Annotated in this window: 9 protein-coding genes; 3 read left to right on the plus strand and 6 right to left on the minus strand. The window is 68.8% G+C overall.

The genetic code is table 11. From position 1 onward, the window contains the following. Nucleotides 1–257 precede the first annotated feature (257 nt). The 3 genes from VJT49_RS20510 (at nt 258) to VJT49_RS20520 (ending at nt 4,650) form a co-directional block, all read left to right on the plus strand. Nucleotides 258–1,142: a DUF6801 domain-containing protein gene (locus tag VJT49_RS20510; RefSeq protein ID WP_324166480.1), complete on the plus strand. Its 885-nt coding sequence runs from the start codon at nt 258–260 to the stop codon at nt 1,140–1,142. Between the two features lie 176 nt (nt 1,143–1,318). After that, nucleotides 1,319–1,687: an effector-associated constant component EACC1 gene (locus tag VJT49_RS20515; protein WP_324166481.1), complete on the plus strand. Its 369-nt coding sequence runs from the start codon at nt 1,319–1,321 to the stop codon at nt 1,685–1,687. Continuing rightward, complete coding sequence (locus VJT49_RS20520; protein ID WP_324166482.1) at nt 1,684–4,650, plus strand: caspase, EACC1-associated type; 2,967 nt, start codon at nt 1,684–1,686, stop codon at nt 4,648–4,650. Before VJT49_RS20515 ends, VJT49_RS20520 begins: the two co-directional genes overlap by 4 nt. 357 nt (nt 4,651–5,007) lie before the next feature. On the opposite strand, the gene VJT49_RS20525 is transcribed toward VJT49_RS20520, so the two are convergent. From VJT49_RS20525 to VJT49_RS20550, 6 genes are all read right to left on the minus strand, one after another. Continuing rightward, nucleotides 5,008–5,712, minus strand: a complete 705-nt coding sequence (locus tag VJT49_RS20525; protein WP_414636042.1) for a transposase domain-containing protein — start codon at nt 5,710–5,712, stop codon at nt 5,008–5,010. 333 nt (nt 5,713–6,045) lie between these two features. Beyond that, nucleotides 6,046–7,077 carry an S-methyl-5-thioribose-1-phosphate isomerase gene (gene mtnA, locus VJT49_RS20530; RefSeq protein ID WP_324166483.1) on the minus strand — a complete coding sequence of 344 codons (1,032 nt, stop codon included), beginning with the start codon at nt 7,075–7,077 and terminating at the stop codon, nt 6,046–6,048. A 900-nt stretch (nt 7,078–7,977) separates the two neighbouring features. Further along, on the minus strand, nt 7,978–8,196 hold the full coding sequence (locus tag VJT49_RS20535) for a hypothetical protein (protein ID WP_324166484.1): 219 nt from the start codon (nt 8,194–8,196) through the stop codon (nt 7,978–7,980). A 453-nt stretch (nt 8,197–8,649) separates the two neighbouring features. Further along, nucleotides 8,650–11,298, minus strand: a complete 2,649-nt coding sequence (locus VJT49_RS20540; protein ID WP_324166485.1) for a type I polyketide synthase — start codon at nt 11,296–11,298, stop codon at nt 8,650–8,652. 41 nt (nt 11,299–11,339) lie between these two features. Beyond that, a complete protein-coding gene (locus VJT49_RS20545; protein WP_414636043.1) occupies nt 11,340–14,564 on the minus strand; it encodes a type I polyketide synthase in 3,225 nt (1,074 codons plus the stop codon). 35 nt (nt 14,565–14,599) lie between these two features. Then, nucleotides 14,600–19,153 carry a type I polyketide synthase gene (locus VJT49_RS20550; protein ID WP_324166488.1) on the minus strand — a complete coding sequence of 1,518 codons (4,554 nt, stop codon included), beginning with the start codon at nt 19,151–19,153 and terminating at the stop codon, nt 14,600–14,602. Nucleotides 19,154–19,167 lie beyond the last annotated feature (14 nt).

Here is a 19,167-nt window from a genome sequence, read left to right on the forward strand (position 1 = left end):
AGGGGCGTCTACGGTGACCGCTGATCGACGGTAAGTGACGTCTGCGGGTCGTGGGGGCCGGTGGATCCCGGACTGCCGCTGGCTTCGACGGCGGCGAAAAGATCGTGGAGATGATGATGACGGCGTGGAAACAGGTCGGAAAAGCAATCGGATCACGGGGCCATCGGCCTGAACACAGCGTGGAACGCGGCGGCCGACGATCACCGCCACGGGTCGCGGCGGCACTCGTCATAACCACGGTGACGGTGACCGCCGGCATGGGCGTAGGGACAACCCCGCGCGCCGCTGCGGACGCGGTGACGTTGCACTACACCTGCACACTGGCTTCCTTCCCCAGCCAGGGCATGACCGCGCAGGTGGTGTGGACTTCCCCGAACTCGGTGGTGGTCGGGCAACCCGTCCCCGCCGTCCCTGTCCACGCCACCGCGACGGTGGGGCCGCCTGTCACCGTGGCGCTTGCGCTGATCGGCGCCTCCTACGTCTCGGGCAGCGTGGACGTCACCGGTGTCGTGAACGCCCCCGAAGGGCAAATCTCGGCTATGGCGCACGGCACCGTGCCCCGGACACCTGTCCCAGGGTCAGGCCCGCTGACCATCACAGCGACCGCCACCACACCCGGGTTGGTGTTCCATCAGCCCGGTCACGCGACCGTCACCATCAGCCGGACGCTGGCCGCGCACGCGGACATGACAACCGTGCAGGGCGGCCCGGCACTGGTCGGTCACGCCGACGTGACGTGCGCATTGGATCCGGGCCAGAACACGGTGGTGGCCTCGTTTGAGATCACCCCACCAGCAGCAACGCCGACCCTGGGTGGCGCCACAGTGCCCTCCGCGCATGGTGGACGAAGTGGGACCGGCGCCAGCACACGCGGGCCGGTCATACCCGGCTCGGTCGGATCAGCGTCGTCCCTCACTGTCCCGACAACCTCGGCTCTGACCACCACCCAGCCTGTCACGCCCCCCATCCCGCCGGTAGTGCCCGCAGACCCACCGCCGATCGCCACTGTGCTGGCGGGTGCACTGACTGTCCTGGACGGGTGGCTCCTGGCTGTCATCCTGGCGGTCGCCGCCACCTCTGGTGGCACTGTCTGGTGGCTGATGCGTCGCCGCTGCCGCCGTCTGCACGGCAGCTTTCGCTGATATCGGCCCTTTGCACTGCTGGCAGGATAGGTGAAACCCGTTGCGCCTACCGCTGCCACTCCGCCCACGCTCTGATCGCCACGGCGACCTCACCCGAGGCGGAATGTGCCCACCCCCAGTCTGGACGCTCTTAAAAGGACAGACGCCCACCCGCAGGCACAACAGGAGATCCGGATTTGGACGCGCGCAAAGACGACGAACACCTCCCCGTGATCACCGAGATACGGATCTACCTCGCCGACAGCAGCGGCATTGACTCGTTGCGTGCGTGGCTGGACGACATTCCCCGTGTCACCACCGAGCCGGTGACTCGCCCGCTGCGGCCGGGGGAGCAAGGTGGGGCGTGGGACTTCCTGAGCGTGCTGTGCGGCACTGGGGGTGCGGTCACTGTCGCTCTCAAGGCCCTGACCACGTGGATAGAGTCGAAAGTGACCCACGCGCGAGTTACGATCGGCGATGCTGAGGTCGAGTTACACGGTCCCGATCCTGAGGCGCTGGCGCGTCTGACAGACGCGGCGAGCAAGGCGGTCCAGAACGGGTCATGAGCGCCATCGACTTCTCCCGATCGCGGGCAATCCTAGTCGGCACCGCCCACTACACCCACGGTCTCACCGAGATGATCGCCGCAAGTAACAGCCTCAACACCATGCGCAAACTGCTGATCGGGCCCCTGTGCGGTTGGCCCGATTCGCGCGTCACCCTCGTTGAGGACAAAACCACCCGCGGCGGCCTGGACCAGCACATCGCCCAGCTCATCCACGACACCACAGACGTGCTGCTGTTCTACTACGTCGGGCACGGTCAACTCCTCGACGGCGAGCATCTGGGCATGGCCCTGAAAGACACCCATGCCGACCCGAAAATGCGCTACGTCACGTCTCTGCGTTTGAATGACGTGCGCGCCGAACTTGAGCGACGGTGCACGGCCCGCGTGAAGCTCGTTATTCTGGACTGCTGCTTCTCTGGCCTGGCGACAAGAAACGCCCAAGGGACCGGTCTGACCGATCAGGTCCAGCTAGCCACGAAAGTCGAAGGCGCCTACACACTCACGGCCTCGCGCGCATCACAACAGGCGATCTACGAGGACGGATCAGCCGGGTTAACCTACTTCACCAAGGTGTTCACCGACGTGGTGCACGACGGCATCCCCGGCGCGGGCACAGAGTTGACCCTGAAAGACATCCACAAGGAAGTCAGGCACCGCTTTCTGCGTTTGGAAGTCCCCGGCGGCCAGCTTCGACCCGAGCCGAGCGTGCTGGTTACCGACACCGCCGAGGAACTCGCCTTCGCCCGCAACGCCGCAGCAACGAAAGGGGACCAACACGGGCAACGTGTCCGTCCACCCGAACCTCCCAAACCTCCGCGGGACATCGAACTCGGCCGACCGACCCGCCCTGCCCCGGTCGACCAACCGAAGCCGCTGGCCAACGCCGGCTCAACGCTGGTGGAGGCTGCCGATCAGCTCGCGCACGCGGTCGGCACCCGCTGGCGGCGTGAGGAGGAGCAGCGGCAGGTACGGGATCCGTTTCCGCTTCCCGTGCGGTGGCAACCGGCACCGGAGAACGTGACGGATCACTGGGAGAACATCCGCGGTGCCCCCGCCGGGGGCAACTGCGGCCCGCTGGATTTGGCCGGTCGACTAGATCAGATTGTGGATGTGTACCTGGGGATAGAATCCGGGCGGCTGGTGGTGCTGGGCCGGGCCGGGTCCGGAAAGACGATCCTGACGATACGGCTCGCCCTGGACTTACTGAAGAACCGCACCAGCACCAGCGCGGTACCGGTGATCTTCAGCCTCGGGTCGTGGAACCCGGAGACCGCTCTGGAGGATTGGCTGACCAGCCAATTGGTACGCGACCATCCCGGCCTGGCCGCGACCAATCCCAACGGGGTGACGTTGGCCGCCGCGTTGGTCGGCGCCGGCGGTATCCTGCCCATCCTGGACGGGTTCGACGAAATTGCCGACGGCTTGCACCCTCGCGCACTGGAAGAACTCAACCGCACCAGCCTGCGCCTGCTGCTGACCAGCCGTCGCGCCGAATACGAGGCCGCAGTGCAGGGAAAGCGGGGACTCACCGCCGCTGCCGGTATCGAACTGGCCGACCTCACCCTGACCGATCTGGCCGATTACCTGCCCCGCACCACCCGCAAAGTCGCCGCCAACGGCACCGCGACCGTGTGGGAGCCCGTCCTGAACGAGCTGCGCGATCACCCCCGAAGCCCAGGCAACGTCAACCTCGCCACGGTGCTGACCACTCCGCTGATGGTCGCCCTGGCCCGCACCATCTACAGCGACACCCCAGACCACGACCCCTCCGAACTGCTGGACACCAACCGTTTCGGCACTCCGGAAGCCCTGGAAGATCACCTCGTGGGGAATTTCATCCCCACGATCTACCAAAACCTGCCCGAAAGCGATCGGCGCTGGGACCCCGGCCAGGTCCAGCACTGGCTGGCCTACCTTGCTCACCACCTGGACCAAAATGGCACTCCCAACGTCGCCTGGTGGCAACTGGGCAACACTATGCGCCGCTGGTCGCGCATGTACACGGTCGCGTGGGCATCCGGGCTGGTCCTCGGAGTCGTAGATGGTCTCGTGACCGGGCTGCAGAACTGGCTCATGCTCGGGTTCGTGGCCGGGCTGAAGGTGGGGCTGCTATCCGGGATCGTGGTCGGCATCGCGGGTGGGCTCGCGTTCGGGCTCGTGCACGAATTCGGGCCCGGACTCGTGACCCGAAGCGTGGCACTCGAGCCGTCGCGCGTCCAAATACGGATTCGCAACGAGCTAAGAAAGAAGCGTGCGAGGTTCGCCCCGAGATTCCTGCTCGGGTTCGTGGCCGGGCTCATGTTCGGAATCGTGGCCTGGCTCGTGATCGGGTTCGTGGTCTGGTTTCTGGTCGAGTTCATGTCCTGGCTTGTGAGCGGACCCGTGTCTGCCCTCGCGAGCGGGCTCGTGCCGGGATCCAACCCTGGGGTGAACGGGCTCATCGGGGCGCTCGAGAACGGGCTCAAGGCCGGGCTGGCGTACGGAGTGGTGTACGGGCTCATGATCGGGCTCGCGGCTGGGATCATGACCAGGCTGGAAGTTCCCATTGACATCAGATCTGTCGTCAGCCCCGCCGGCCTGCTGAAAACAAACCGCACGAGCACACTCGTCCAGTTGCTCGTGTGGGGACTGGTAGCCAATCTCGTGGGCGGGCTCGCCGGCGCGCTCTGGTTCAGGCTCGGAGACGGGCTCGTGATCGGACTCGTGGGCGGACTTGGCGGCGGGCTCGGATATGGGCTCAGTCTGACGGCTTGGGGTCAGTGGGTGGTCTTGGCTCGTATTTGGCTGCCACTGACCGGGCGGATGCCCTGGACGGTGATCGCGTTCCTCGATGATGCCTACCGGCGAGGTGTGCTGCGGCAAGCCGGTGCGGTCTACCAGTTCCGCCATGCTCGGCTCCAGGATCACCTCACCCGCGCCTTCCCCGCCCGCCGCGACGAACAACCTGCCAGTTCCCGCTAAATTCGCCGAATCATGCCGAGATCTCGCTTTGAGGCGACCACCCTTGTGGGGCCGGTTCGGCGTGGTCGAGGCGCGGTGGAGCGTCAAAGTTTGTGATCTTGGTGTGAAGTCCTGCTTGCTTCTGTGACGCGTGGTGTGCCTGGTCGAGGTGGTGGCCTCCTGCCTGCGATGATGCGGGTTACCACACCTTGATCATCGTCTAAACAGGTGGCCACTGTTGGTAGGGTCGCATGCGCCGGAGTCGTGCCGGGCTGCTGGAGAACGGGATGCGGCACCGGAGGCGGGTGTGGCTGGGGTGCGTAGGTTGGTGACGAAGCTGGGTCGGGTGTCTGATCCGCGTAGGCCGCGTGGGGTGCGTCATCGGATTGGTGCGGTGCTGGCGGTGACGGTGTTCGCGGTGCTGGCCGGGCCCGGAACTTCCGGGAGGCCGGGGACCGGGCTGCGGGTCTGCCGCAGGAGTTGCTGGCGTTGGCCGGGTGCCGTCGGCACTCGTTGACCGGGTGTTATGTCGCGCCGAGTGAGTCCACGATCCGTCGGGTGGCGCACGAAATCGATGCGGATGCCGCCGACCTGACGAACAATCGTCTCCACGGAATCAGCACCCAACCGGCGGCGAGCATTCCCGATCGCCGCCGCTGTCGGCACCGGCCGAGCTGGGACACCCCGACCAAACGCCTGCGGGAGAATCTTCGCCGCCGACCGATACGACGCCTGCGGAAACAAACACAGACCGAGAACCAAATAAAACACCAACCGCGCCGGCGACTGGCGAACACGCTGTTCCCGAACCCAGAACTGATCAATCACCCGATCAACGAGCTCAACCGGGAACGTCCGCGCCAGCACACCCACCGCAGCCTGGTCCGCCAAGCTCGGACCACCCCGCGCCACCAAGATCCACAAACCGCGGGTTGCCAACCACGTTTCACCCAAAGTAAGTGGCATTGCGCCTGGACCCGCCAGCGCGGCCACCACCGCGAGTCCGGCCACGGTGGCGCCGTGGCCGTGGACCAGCTCGACGGCCGTGGCCAACGTGCCCCCGGTCGCCAGCACGTCGTCCACGATGACGACACGCTCACCGGTGGCGATCGGGCCCTTCTACAGGTGCAGCGCGCTCGTCACGTATTCCAGGTCGTAGGTCGCGTGTGTGGTCTCGCCCGGGAGCTTGCCGGGTTTTGCGAGCCAGTGTGAGCGGCAGCTTGAGCTCCGCGGCGAGCGCGGCACCGGGGATGAATCCCCGCGCGTCGACCGCGAGGACCCGATCCGCCTCGTGTGCGAATTGCCGGGCTATCGTGGCGACGGATTCCTCGAACAACTCGGGGTCGGCGTACAACCCGGCGAGGTCACGGAAGTTGATTGCGGGCTGGGGGAAGTCGGCGTAGACCGTGGACCTGGTCAGGATCCGCCCGGCACCAGGTCGTCCCGCGCCAGGACGCAGCCCCGTTCGGTGACCACCGCGCTGATCAGATTTGCGGGCGTGACGTCGAACGCGGGGTTGTAGACGCTGGTCGCCGCCGGCGCCACGGACGCCCCGCCGAACTCCAGCACCTCCTCCGCCCCGCGTTCTTCGACCACGATGTCGCGCCCGGAGGCGATACCGAGGTCACGTGTCGATTCGGGGGCGACCACGACGAACGGTATGCGGTGCCGCTGCGCGGCGAGCGCGAGGGAATAGGTGCCGATCTTGTTCGCGGTATCGCCGTTGGCCGCGATCCGGTCCGCACCGACCAGGACACAGTCCACCTCGCCCTGCGCCATCGCCCAGGCCGCGGCGGAGTCCACCACCAGCCGGTGCGGGATGTGCAACTCCTTGAGTTCCCAGCAGGTCAGCCGTGCGCCCTGGAGCAGGGGGCGGGTCTCGTCCACGAGCACGCCTTCGATGCGGCCTCGTCCGGCGAGCACGCGGATGGCGCCGAGCGCGGTGCCGAACGCGGCGGTCGCCAGCCGACCGGTGTTGCAGTGCGTCAGCACGCGCAGCGGGCGGTCCGGGCACAGGCGAAGGACGACATCCGCCGCGTTCTCCGCCGCGCTGCGGTTGACGCGCTCGTCCTCGGCCAGCATCGCCAGCGCCTCGTTCAAAGCCGCGTCCCGCCCGCTGGAAACCTTGCCGAGCGCGCGCCGGACTCCCCAGGCCAGGTTGACGGCGGTGGGGCGGGCACGCGCCAGGCGTTCCGCGTCGCGGTGCACCCCGCCGAAATCCACATCGGTGCCGGTGGAATGTGCCCGCATCGCGAGTACGACGCCGAATGCGCCGGCGACGCCGAGGGCCGGCGCACCCCGAATGGCCAGCGAGCGGATAGCCTCGATCAACTCGTCGACAGTCGTGATGCGAAGTAGGCGGACCGTATGCGGCAACTGACGCTGATCGACGGTGAGAAGAGCGTCTTCCTCCCACCGCAACGAGTAATCGTGGGTCGCGGTCTGCATTGGGCCCTCGCTCTGTTCCGATTCGAGATTCAGCCGAGAAGATCGATAGCTGCCGTACAGTAGTGCCCGTAGATACCAATTTGACCGAAAGCGCGGCGATCGGCTAAACGTGGGTCTGCTGCGGTTGGCATGGTCGGCCTGCTTTCGGTCTCCCTGGAGACGCCCCACGAGATCCCGGACGCCAAGCTACCGTCACATCTCTTTTCCCTCAAGCAGCTATCCGAGTGATTCCGCCTTCGCCCTGGTCGGCACCGGACGGTCGGGCCGGTGGTCCCCGCGGCGGTGTTTTGCGGAAATCGAGGAACCGTGCCCGCCGTTTGCGCTCCCGTATCCGCTCCGTGATCTTCCCGCTGAACGCTGAAGTTCAGCGGTCCGAACCCGTCCGCATGGATCAGCCGCCGTCGGCAGGGTAAACCGCTGCTCACTGGCTGGCGGTGCAATTAGTGCATCGACCTCTTTTTCCGCTCGCGTTGCGACTCGCCCTGGTTTATCGGGATGGCGGTACCTGCTGATCTTGTTATGGTGTAAAGTCTGCGAAACGGGTGCTGGGGATTGTTACTTTGGAGTCGAGACGCTGCTCGCGGAGGATTGTGGAGGTGTTACTGTATGCCTCTGACAGCGGAAAGTAAAATTGCCGATAAAAGCGGTCTTGCGACGAAAGTAGCAGTGGTCGATGCGCCATCCGGCGGTTATGTGGTGGTTATGTGGCCAGGGCGAACAAGACCGTGCCGACCAGTCAGCGCCGACTTCGACATCGGCACGACGGCAGAAGCTGTGCGTTCGACGGGGATGACAGTCACCTGATGCCTCCTGACCGGGCCTCCGCCCGGCTCGAGCGTGCTGACCGCCGCGACGCTGAATGAGATAGGTCTATGCGTCAATACATATTGACCTGTTGTCCTAAAGCGGCTGCCGCTCCAATGTCGTGCCCGCCGCCTCGGGGACATATATCCGCTGGCCGACCCGGCCGCTGGCGTCGAGCGTGACACTGCCCCGCGGGAGCTCGAACACCCCGCGCATCTCTTCGATGATCCGCTTGGGATCGTTTGCTCCGACCCGTCGTGCCGCGAACCACCAGATCTGCAGCGCCTCGGACACGGACTCGCTCAACGACGACATGGGTGGAAGCGGCCGAAGGCAGCTCGGTAACGGGTGAGCAACCGGGAGTTGGCCTCGGTCGGTAGTCGTTCGATGTAGCCGGACGACCCAACACCCGAACCGCCAACAAGGCCCACGCCCGATCAAGGTCTACCGCACGCGAAGCTGATCACCGAGATTGGCAAAGGCCACGTCGCGGTGCTCGCCGGATTCGAACAGCGCTCTCTACCAGTATCGCCGATGCCGTTTCCGAGATCGCTCAAGCCCGTCGGCGCGGCCACCGCCTCATCCAGACCAGTTACGTCGCACCCGAAGTCGAACACCGCCGGCTCACCGCGCTCGAATACCGCTGGCACACCGCCAACCTCGGCGACCCGCCATCTGAACCCGAGCCGGCCGCGCCGGACGACACCCCGCTCGCCCCAGTTGTCCTCTTCTTCGCCGGTGACGCCGTCCCGCGGGGGGCATGAGCAGTCAACTGGTCAACCAGTACCGCTGCCGTTGAAACGGATACGTGGGGAGTTCGACGTGTCCGATGCGCCATGGCGCGAAGACCGCGGACCAGTCCGGCGTGATCCCGTGCTCGTGCAGTCGCCCCAGGGCGAGCAGTGCACTGTCCATTGCGGATAGTTCAGCACGCAGCACCGGCGCGACGACTGGTGCTGCGCCGGGATCATGGTCACCGTCACCCGCGGTGGCTGAATGTGCTGAGGCCGGGCCGAGTTCCAGCACCGCGGTCACCCCGTGCGCCGCGAGCACGGTGAGCGCCTCCGCGGGACCGGCCGGGTCGTGGAGCTGCCGCACCCAGTATTCGGGCGCGCGCACTTCGCCGGTGGTGAGCTCACCACTTGTGGACATGATTTCCATCGTCGGGGGGTTGAACGTCAGCTGCTCGGCGGTCCGCCGTAGCTCGTGCCAACCCACCTCCTCATCACGAGGCGCCCGTATGGACGGTGTTTCGTCGCCCGCGATGCTGTTCGCCCCGCGGGTGCGCACCACGGCCGGGGCACCTGCGCCCACCATCTCCTTGTCGGCAACCGCTGCCGCCGTGGCCGGCTCGGCGAAAGCCCTGTCCATCAGCCTGGCGCGGGTCGTGACCACACTCACCGCATCCGGCAGGGACAGCACCCCTGAGACATGAGCCATCGCGGGCACCCCGGTGGCGTCGCCGGCGACCACGTCCGGCTCGACTCCCCAGTGCCGCAGCAGCCGCGCCTGCGCGACCCCCAGGGCGAACGAGGCCGCCTGTGCGAACAGGGGCCGATCGAGCATCGCGGCCTCGTTGGTGTCTTCCGCTGCGAACAGCACGCTGCGAAGGGGGCGTTCCAGGTGACGGTCCAGTTCGGCGCACACCTCGTCCAGCGCTGCGGCGAAGGCGGGGAACGCCGTGGCAAGCTGCTGCCCGAATCCACGCCGATGCCCGTCGGCGCCGGTGAACAGAAACGCGATCTTCCCGGCCCGGGCCGGGGCACGTGCCAGGGTTTCCGCCGTCGACAGCTCGTCCAGGCGCCGCAAGAGTTCGGAGCGGTCTCCAGCCACGACGACCGCACGGTGTTCGAGGTGTGCGCGTGTCGTGGCCAATGCCACGCCAACGGTCGTCAGGTCGAGTTCGGGATGCGCACGGAGGTGATCGGCCACGCGCCTGGCATGGTCCCGTAAGGCGGCCGCGGTCCGCGCCGAGAGCAGGCACGGGAGGGCTCTGGCGTGCGGGGCCGGCTTCGTTTCGGCGGGCTCGGCGGCGGGCGGTGCCTGCTCCACGATGACGTGCCCGTTGGTGCCGCTGATCCCGAACGAGGACACCGCCGCGCGGCGTGGCCGACCCACCTCCGGCCAGGGCACCTTTTCGGTCAGCAGCCGCATCGCACCCGAGGACCAGTCCACATGGGGGCTGGGCTGGTCGATGTGCAACGTGGGTGGCAGCATCCCGTGCCGCATCGCCATGACCATCTTGATCACACCGGCGACACCGGCCGCGGCGGCCGTGTGGCCGAAGTTGGACTTGATCGAGCCGAGCCACAGTGGCCGGTCGGCCGGGCGGTCCTGTCCGTAGGTCGCCGCCAACGCCTGCGCCTCGATCGGATCGCCCAGCCGTGTCCCGGTTCCGTGCGCCTCGACCGCGTCGACGTCCCCGGGTGACAGGCCCGCATCGGCCAGCGCCTGCTGGATCAACTGCTGCTGGGCCGGCCCGTTCGGCGCCGTCAAGCCGTTACTGGCGCCATCGGAGTTCACCGCCGAACCCCGCACCACCGCCAGCACCGGGTGTCCCGACCGTCGCGCATCCGACAATCGCTCCAGCAGCAGCATTCCCGCGCCCTCGCCCCAGGAGGTGCCGTCGGCACCGGCGGCGAACGGCTTGCACCGGGCATTGGCGGCCAGCCCACGCACGCGGCTGAACGAGACGAACGGATCGAGGCTGCCCATCACGCTCACCCCACCGGTCAGGGCCAGGGAGGTCTCGCGCCGGCGCAGCGAGGTGCAGGCCATGTGCAACGCCACTATCGAGGACGAGCACGCCGTGTCCACGGTGACCGACGGCCCGTGGAATCCGAAGTTGTAGGACACGCGGCCCGACATCACGGAGATCGCCGTACCGGCCAGCAGGTAGGTGCCAAGATTGTCCGGCGCGTCGACGTGGCTCGGTCCGTAACCGCCGCTCGTGGCGCCGACGAACACGCCGGTCTGGCTGCCCCGCAGCCGCAGCGGATCGATGCCTGCCCGCTCGAAGACCTCCCAGGCGGTCTCCAGCACCATCCGTTGCTGGGGATCCATCGCCAGCGCTTCCCTGCGGGAGATTCCGAAGAAGCCCGGGTCGAATTCTCCTGCGGCGTCCAGAAAGCCACCCTCACGGACGTAGGTCTTGCCCGGCACACCGCGCTCCGGGTTGTACAGCGCGTCGATATCCCAGCCTCGGTCCGTGGGAAAGTCGCTGATCCCGTCACGCCCCTGGGCCAGCGATTCCCACAACTGCTCGGGCGTGGTGACGCCTCCGGGGAACCGGCAGGATATCCCGACGATCGCCACCGGTTCCGCCGCCGTCTCGAGCTCGCACAACCGCGAGCGAGCCTCCTGCAGGGCGACGGTCACCCGCTTCAGATAGCTTCGGAGTTCCTGTTCTGAAGACATGACATGTCACTTCCTCGTGGCTAGGTAGTGGCCGGGCGGGCTCAGGGGGTGTCGAGATGGGTGTCGATGAAGGCGAACAGCTCTTCGTCGCTGGCGTGATCGAATGCCGTCGGCGCCGAGAGGACGGGCTCTGGGGTGAGCTCTCCGCGGAGCAGCCGCGCGAGCGCGATCGGAGTCGGGTGATCGAATACCACGGTGGGTGGCAGCCGCAGGCCGGTGACTGCGTTGAGCTGCTTCCTCATCTGGACCGCGGTAAGGGAATCGAAGCCCAGGTCGCGGAAGGCCCGGCCGGGCTCGAGCACGTCCGGATCGGGATACCGCAGGACACGCGCGGCCTCGACGGTCACCAACTCCACCAGCACCCGTTCCTGGTCGCGCGCGCTCAACGTCGCCAACCGTTGTCGCAGTGATGTCGCTCCAGCGCTGCTCACGGCATCGGCGGGTGTCGTCACCTGCACCGCCGGGGCCGGAACACGTGACTCGGGAGACAGCCAGTACCGCTCCCACTGGAAGGCGTAGGTCGGGAGGTCCACGATCCGGGTGGCGACGCCCCGGAACACGGCGGGCCAGTCCAGCGGCACGCCATGTGCGTGCGCCTCCGCGAGCGCAGCCAGAACTCGTTCGGTGCCGCCCTCACCGCGCCGCAGCGACGTAAGGACCGCGACCTCGTGCCCGCCGGTGTCCCGCGCGGTCTCCTCCAGTCCGATGGTCAGCACCGGGTGCGGGCTCACCTCGATGACCACGCCGTGCCCGTCCCGGAACATCGCTCGAGCCGTCTGCTCGAAGTGGACCGTCTCCCGCAGGTTGCGGTACCAGTACTCGGCGTCCAGCGTCGTCGTGTCCAGGACGTCACCGGTCACAGTGGAATAGAAAGGAATGGTCGCACGACGCGGTGCGAGACCGGCCAGCGCGCCCAGCAGGCCGTCCCGAACCGCCTCCACCGAGGCGGAATGCGAGGCGTAGTCGACGGGGATCTCCCGCGCCCAGATGTCCTCGGCCGCGCACTGGGCCAGAAGCTCCCGCACCGCGTCGGGTTCCCCGGCGACCACCGCCGACCGGGGACTGTTCCGTGACGCGACGCAGATCCGGCCGTCCCATCGCCGCAGGAGCGTCGCCAACTCGGCGGATTCCAACGACACCGAAGCCATCACGCCCTGGCCTGACAGGGCAAGGAGTTCCCTGCTGCGCAGGGCCACGACCTTGGCCGCGTCCGGCAACGACAGCGCCCCGGCGACACATGCCGCGGCGATCTCTCCCTGGCTGTGTCCCGCGACGGCACCCGGGGTGATGCCGTAGGACTGCCACAGAGCGGCCAGGGACACCATCACCGCGAACAGCACCGGCTGGACGACGTCGACGCGGTCCAGCGAGGGCGCTCCCGGCGCCTGGCGCAGCACCTCGATCACGGAGAAATCGAGGTGCTCGGCAAGCGCTTTCGCGCACTGCGCCATTTTTTGGGCGAACACCGGCGCCTGATCCAACAGTTCAGCCGCCATGCCCGACCACTGGGAACCCTGGCCGGGGAAGACGAAGGCGACCCGGGTATCGCCGCCGGCCACACCGGTTACCACGTGGTCGGCGGGCGCACCGTGGGCTACGGCGGCCAGACCCGCGGTCAGGGCCGGGCCATCGGCGGCAAGCACGACGGCACGGTGCTCGAACCGTGACCGCGCCGTGGCCAGCGACCATGCCACCGCCGCCGGTTCGAGATCGGCGTGCTGCTCGAGATGGACGGCCAGCCGTGCCGCCTGGTCGGCCAGCGCTCGAGCGGTTCGTCCGGAAAGCACGAAGGGCAACAGCGGCCGCTGCGGTCGCGTGGGCGTCGTGCCGGCGACGTCCGAACCCGCGCGGTCATCAGCGGCGTTCTCCGGGGCCTGTTCCAGGATCGTGTGGGCGATCGTGCCGCTCACCGCGAAGGACGACACCGCCGCACGGCGCGGCCGCCCGACCTCCGGCCAAGGCACTTCTTCCGCCAGCGGCCGCACCGCACCCGAGGACCAGTCCACGTGCGGGCTGGGCTGATCGATGTGCAGGGAGCGCGGGAGGGTCCCGTGCCGCATCGCCATGACCATCTTGATCACACTGGCCATCCCGCCCGCGGCTTGGGTGTGGCCGAAGTTGGACTTGATCGACCCCACCCACAGCGGACGATCGGCGCTACGGTGCTGCCCATAGGTCGCCAGCAACGCCTGCGCCTCGATCGGATCCCCTAGCCGCGTCCCGGTTCCGTGCGCCTCGACCGCGTCGACGTCGTCAGGCGACAGGCCGGCGTTGTCCAGCGCCAGCCGGATCAACTGCTGCTGGGCCGGCCCGTTGGGCGCCGCGAAACCGCTGCCGGCGCCGTCGGAGTTCACCGCCGAACCCCGCACCACCGCCAACACCGGATGGTTCAACCGCCGTGCGTCCGACAACAGCTCCAGCAACACCGCACCCACGCCCTCGCCGGCCCCGAAACCGTTGGCGGCGGCGGCGAAGGGCTTACACCTGCCGTCGGGGGCCATGGCGCGTTGCTTGCCGAAGTCGATGAACGTCCCGGGGCTGTTCATGACCGTCGCCGCCCCGGCCAGCGCCAGCGAACACTCACGCTGCCGCAGGGACGCGCACGCCAGGTGGATGGCCACGAGCGCGGACGAGCACGCCGTATCGACGGTGATCGCGGGCCCGTGGAAACCGAAAAGGTAGGAGATCCGGCCGGACAGCGCCGACGCGAGGGTGCCCAGCTTCAGGTAGCCCTCCACCTCCGGCGGGATCGGTGCCGCGCCGGAACCGTAGTCGTGGTACATCAGGCCGGCGAACACGCCGGTCCGGGTGCCGCGCAGGGACACCGGGTCGAGGCCGGCACGCTCGAAGACCTCCCATGAGGTTTCCAGCAGCAGCCGTTGCTGCGGGTCGATCGCCAACGCCTCACGCGGGGAGATCCCGAAAAACCCGGCGTCGAAATTGGCGGCGTCGTAGAGGAAGCCGCCTTCGCGCACGTACGTCTTACCGGGCTTGCCGGGATCGGGGTCGTACAGGGTGTCCATGTCCCAGCCGCGGTCCACGGGGAAGTCGGCGATGGTGTCGCGCCCCTGCGAAACGGCTTCCCACAACAGCTCCGGCGAGGACGCCCCGCCGGGAAAGCGGCAGGCCATCCCGACGATCGCCACGGGTTCCGTCGCCGCTGTCTCCAGTTCGCGCACGCGCGATCGGGCTTCGTGCAGCTGGGTCGTAACCCGCTTCAAATACTCCAGCAGGCGCTGTTCTTCGGCCATGCACATCACCTTCACAAGATCGGCGGAGGCGGTCGGTACGGTTTCGGCTGTCAGATCTGGTTGTCGATGAACTCGAACATTTCCTCGGCGGTGGCGGTGCGGAGCTTCGTCGCCACTTCCCCGGCGTCCGCCGCCTCTCCGGCAGCGTCGTCACCGTCGACGACGGACCATTTGGCCAGCGCGTCCTGGAGCCTGGCGACCACCGCCGCCCGGGTTCTCCTGTCCACCGGCGCTGTCGCCAGGGTCGACTCCAGCCGGACGAGCTCGTCAAGCACCGCGGTGGGCCGCGCGGCCTGCCCGTCGCCGCCGTGGCCGCTCAGCAACTGCAGGCGAAGGTGTTCGGCCAGCCGGAGCGGAGTCGGGTAGTCGAACAGCAGTGTCGTCGGCAGTCTCAGTCCCGTGGCCAGGTTCAGGTGGTTGCGCAGCTCGACAGCGGTCAGGGAGTCGAACCCAGACTCCAGAAATCCCTGCGTGGGGTCGATGTTCTCCGCCCCGGCATGGCCGAGCACGGCGGCCGTGTGTGTCCGCAGCAGCTCCAGCAGCAAACGCTGCTGGTCCGGTTCGACGAGGCCGGTCAGCCGCTGGCGCAGCGAGTCCGGTGTGTCGGCCGCGTCGCGTCGGGCGTCCGGCTGTCGCCGGGGTGCCAGTCCGCTGAGCAGCGGTGGTACCGGACGCGCATCGAACGCGGCCATGTCCAGGCGCACCGGCGCCACAACGGCCGGCCCGGCCGCCAGCGCAGCGTCGAACGCGGCGAGGCCTTGTGCCGGCGACATGGACAGGAGCCCGGACTCCCGGAGACGGCGCAGGTCGCCATCGCGCAGCCGGCTGGCCATCCCGTCGGTATGCGCCCATGGACCCCATGCGATCGAGGTCGCGGGCAACCCCGCCGCACGCCGGTGGCCGGCCAGAGCGTCGAGGAAGGCGTTGGCCGCCGCGTAGTTGCCCTGGCCGGCACCGCCCAGCACCCCAGCGAGGGAGGAGAACAGCACGAAGGCGGCCAGGTCGGCGTCCCGGGTCAGCTCGTGCAGGTGCACCGCACCGTCCACTTTGGGCAGCATCGCCCGGTCGATGCGTTGCGCCGTCAGTGACGCGGTGATGCCGTCGTCCACGACTCCGGCAGCGTGCACCACCGCGATCAGCGGATGGTCGCTGCGGATGGTGGCGAGCAGGCGGCGGACACTCTCCCGATCGCTCACGTCGCATGCCGCGATGTCCACGTGGGCGCCCAGTGCGCGCAGCTCCTCCCGCTGGGCCGACGCCCCTGGCGCCTCGTCGCCGCGGCGACTGACCAAGAGCAGCCGTCCCACGCCATGGTGGCGGACCAGGTGCCCGGCCAGCAGGGCGCCCAGGCCCGTCGTCCCACCTGTGATGAGGACGGTGCCAGGCCGGTTCAGGGTCGTGGTCGCGCCGTCCGGTGCGGAACCCAACAGCGCCAACCGGGGGAGGTACACCTCGCCCGCGCGCACCGCGGTTTGCGGTTCCCCGGTATCGACCGCGTCGGCCAGCGCCGCCCGGGAGGCATCGTGGTCATCGAGATCCACGAGGACGCAGCGCCCCGGATGTTCGGACTGCACGGTCCGGACCAGGCCCCACAGCGGAGCGGCCGCGAGATCGGCCACCTCCGCATACGCCGGCACGGCGACGGCACCGCGGGTGAGCACGACGAGCCGCGCGGCGGCCAGCAGTTCATCGGCCAGCAGCGCGGTCAGAGTCCTCACGGCCTGGTGGGTGGTTTCCCGCGCCTGGCGAGCCACCGCCGCGTCCGCGCCCGAGGCGTCGGATGAGCAGGTGGCGAGGACGGTGTCCGGCGTGGGTGCACCCGAGGTGACCGCCTGGTGCAGCGCGGCCGCGTCGGGATACGCGGTGACGGTGTGGCCGGCACGGGCGAGGGCCGCGGACAGCGGCTCGGGCAGGTGGCCGAGCACTGCCCAGTTGCCCGCCCGGCGCGTGGCGAAGGGAGACGGCAGGCGGTGCCATTCCATTGTGTACAGCGGTGCGGCGACGGTGACGCCGTCCATGGCCGGCATCGGGCGCAGGACCAACGAGCCCACGGACAGCACACGCCGCCCGGTGGCATCCGTCGCCGTCAGCGACACGCCACCGCCGGTGGCCGTCACATGTACCCGCAGCGCCTCGGCGCCCCGGCTGCCCAGCCGGACGTCGCGGAACGCGAACGGCAGCCCTTCCGCGACGCCCTGTGCGGGATCGATCAGCGCGATCGCGTGCAACGCGGAATCCAGCAACGCCGGGTGCACGAAGAACTGGCCGGCACCGGTCTCGGCCGAGTCCGGCAATCGCACCTCGGCGAGCACGTCATCGCCCTGCCGCCACGCCGCGACCAGGCCCCGGAACAGGGGGCCGTAGTCGAAGCCGCGCTCCGCGAGCCGGTGGTAGAGGTCCGCGACGTCCACGGCCACCGCGTCCGGCGGCGGCCATGCGCCCGAGTCGTCGACCGGTGCCGGGAAGGCGTCCCGCAACGCTCCGCTGGCGTGCCGCACCCAGGGCGTCTCGGGACCGGCGACCTCGGGCCGGGAGTGCAGCGCGACCGTCCGCTGTCCGGAGTCATCGGCCGAGCTCACCGTGAGGCACAGGGTGATACCGCCCTGCGCGGGGAGTGCCAGTGGTGCGTGCAGCGTCAGTTCCGCGATCCCGGCGCAGCCGAGCCGCTCGGCGACGACGGCGACCATGTCCAGGTAGGCGGTGCCCGGCAACAGGGGCGTTCCGAGGACACCGTGCTGGCACAGCCAGGCGTGGTCGCGGGCAGACAGTCGGCCGGTGAACACGTATCCATCGGTGTCGGGCAGTTCCACGGCGGCACCCAGCAGCGGATGCTCCACCTGCCCGGCGCCGACCGCCGTCGCGTTCCCCCGGTCGTTCGAGGGGGCCAGCCAGTACCGCGCGGGTTGGAAGGCGTAGGTGGGCAGGTCCACCGGGCGCGCGCCTTGGTCGCCGAACAACGCGGCCCAGTCGATGGTCGCGCCGCTGACGTGTGCCCGCGCCACCGCGGCGGTCACGGCCGGTGCCTCGGCGCGGTCGGGGCGCAGCGTCGCCGTGAACGTCGGGGCGGCGCTGTATTCGCCGGTCAGTTCGACAGACGCGGCGGCGCAGTCCTGACCCATCGCCGTGAGCACCCCGTCAGGTCCCAGTTCCAGGAAGGTGCGCACGCCCCGGGCCAGCAGGACGTCCACGCCCTGGGCGAACCGCACGGTGCCGCGCACCTGCCGCACCCAGTAGTCGGGTGAACCGAGCTCCTCGGCGGAGACGATCCCGCCCGTCACGTTCGACACGACCGGTATACGGGGCATGGAGTAGGACAGGCGGGCCGCGACCGCGCGGAACTCCGCCAGCATCGGTTCCATGTGCGCGGAGTGGAAGGCGTGGCTCACCCGGAGCCCGCGTACCTTGCGCCCCTGCTGCCGCCAGTGCGCGGCGAGGTCGAGGACGGCGTCGGCGTCGCCGGAGATCACCACCGCCTGCGGGCCGTTCGTGGCGGCGAGGCTGACCTCGTGGTCCCGCCCTGCCAGCAGTGGCAGCATCTCCTCCTCGGCCGCCTGCACCGCCACCATGGAGCCACCGGAGGGCAGTGCCTGCATGAGGCGGCCTCGGGCCGCGACCAGGGTGCTGGCGTCCTCCAGCGACAGCACGCCGGCCAGGTGCGCCGCCGTCAACTCGCCCACGGAGTGGCCCAGCAGGTAGTCCGGGCGCAGGCCCCACGAGCCGAGCAGCCGGGCCAGCGCCACTTCGACCGCGAAGAGGCTGGTCTGGGCGAACACGGTCTGATGCAGCAGCTCCGCTTCCGCCGACCCGTCCTCGGCGAACAGGACCTCCCGCAACGGCCGTTCCAGCCGTTCCTCCAGCAACGCGCAGACTTCGTCCAGGGTGCGTGCGAAGACGGGGAAGGTGGCGGCGAGCTCCTGGCCCATCCGCGCACGCTGCGAGCCCTGGCCGGTGAACAGGAAGGCGGTCTGCCCCTCACGGGCCTCGCCACGGACGACATTCGGCTCGGCCCCACCGCGGGCCAGCGTGTCCAGCCCGGCCAGCAGCTCGTCGTGGTCGCCGGCCAGCACGGCTGCCCGGTGCGCCAATGGCGCGCGCGTGGTGGCCAACGAGTAGCCGATGTCCACCAGGGATCCGCGCGCTGTACCGTCCACGTGGTCGCGCAGCCGCGCCGCCTGGGCGCGCAGCGCCTCGGAAGTGCGGGCGGAGACCAGGCATGGCACGGGCGCCAGTTCCGGCGTGTCCGTACCATCGGCGGGCGCCCGTGGTACCCCGGATCCCGGCTGGTCCGCCGGCGCCTGCTCGACGATGATGTGGGCGTTGGTGCCGGAGATGCCGAATGCTGATATGCCTGCTCGGCGGGGTTGCCCGTTGGTCGGCCAGGGTGTGCTGCGGGTCAGTAGTGATACCGCACCGCCCGTCCAGTCCACTCGGTCTGTGGCGTGGTCCGCGTGTAAGGTCCGTGGCAACGTCGCATGGTGCATCGCCAACACCATCTTGATCACGCCGGCGACACCGGCGGCTGCCTGGGTGTGCCCGATGTTGGATTTCACCGATCCCAACCACAAGGGATGACCGGCCGACCGGTTTTGTCCGTAGGTTGCCAGTAATGCTTGTGCCT

Source organism: Amycolatopsis sp. (assembly GCF_035276945.1).
Classification (GTDB): Bacteria; Actinomycetota; Actinomycetes; order Mycobacteriales; family Pseudonocardiaceae; genus Amycolatopsis_E.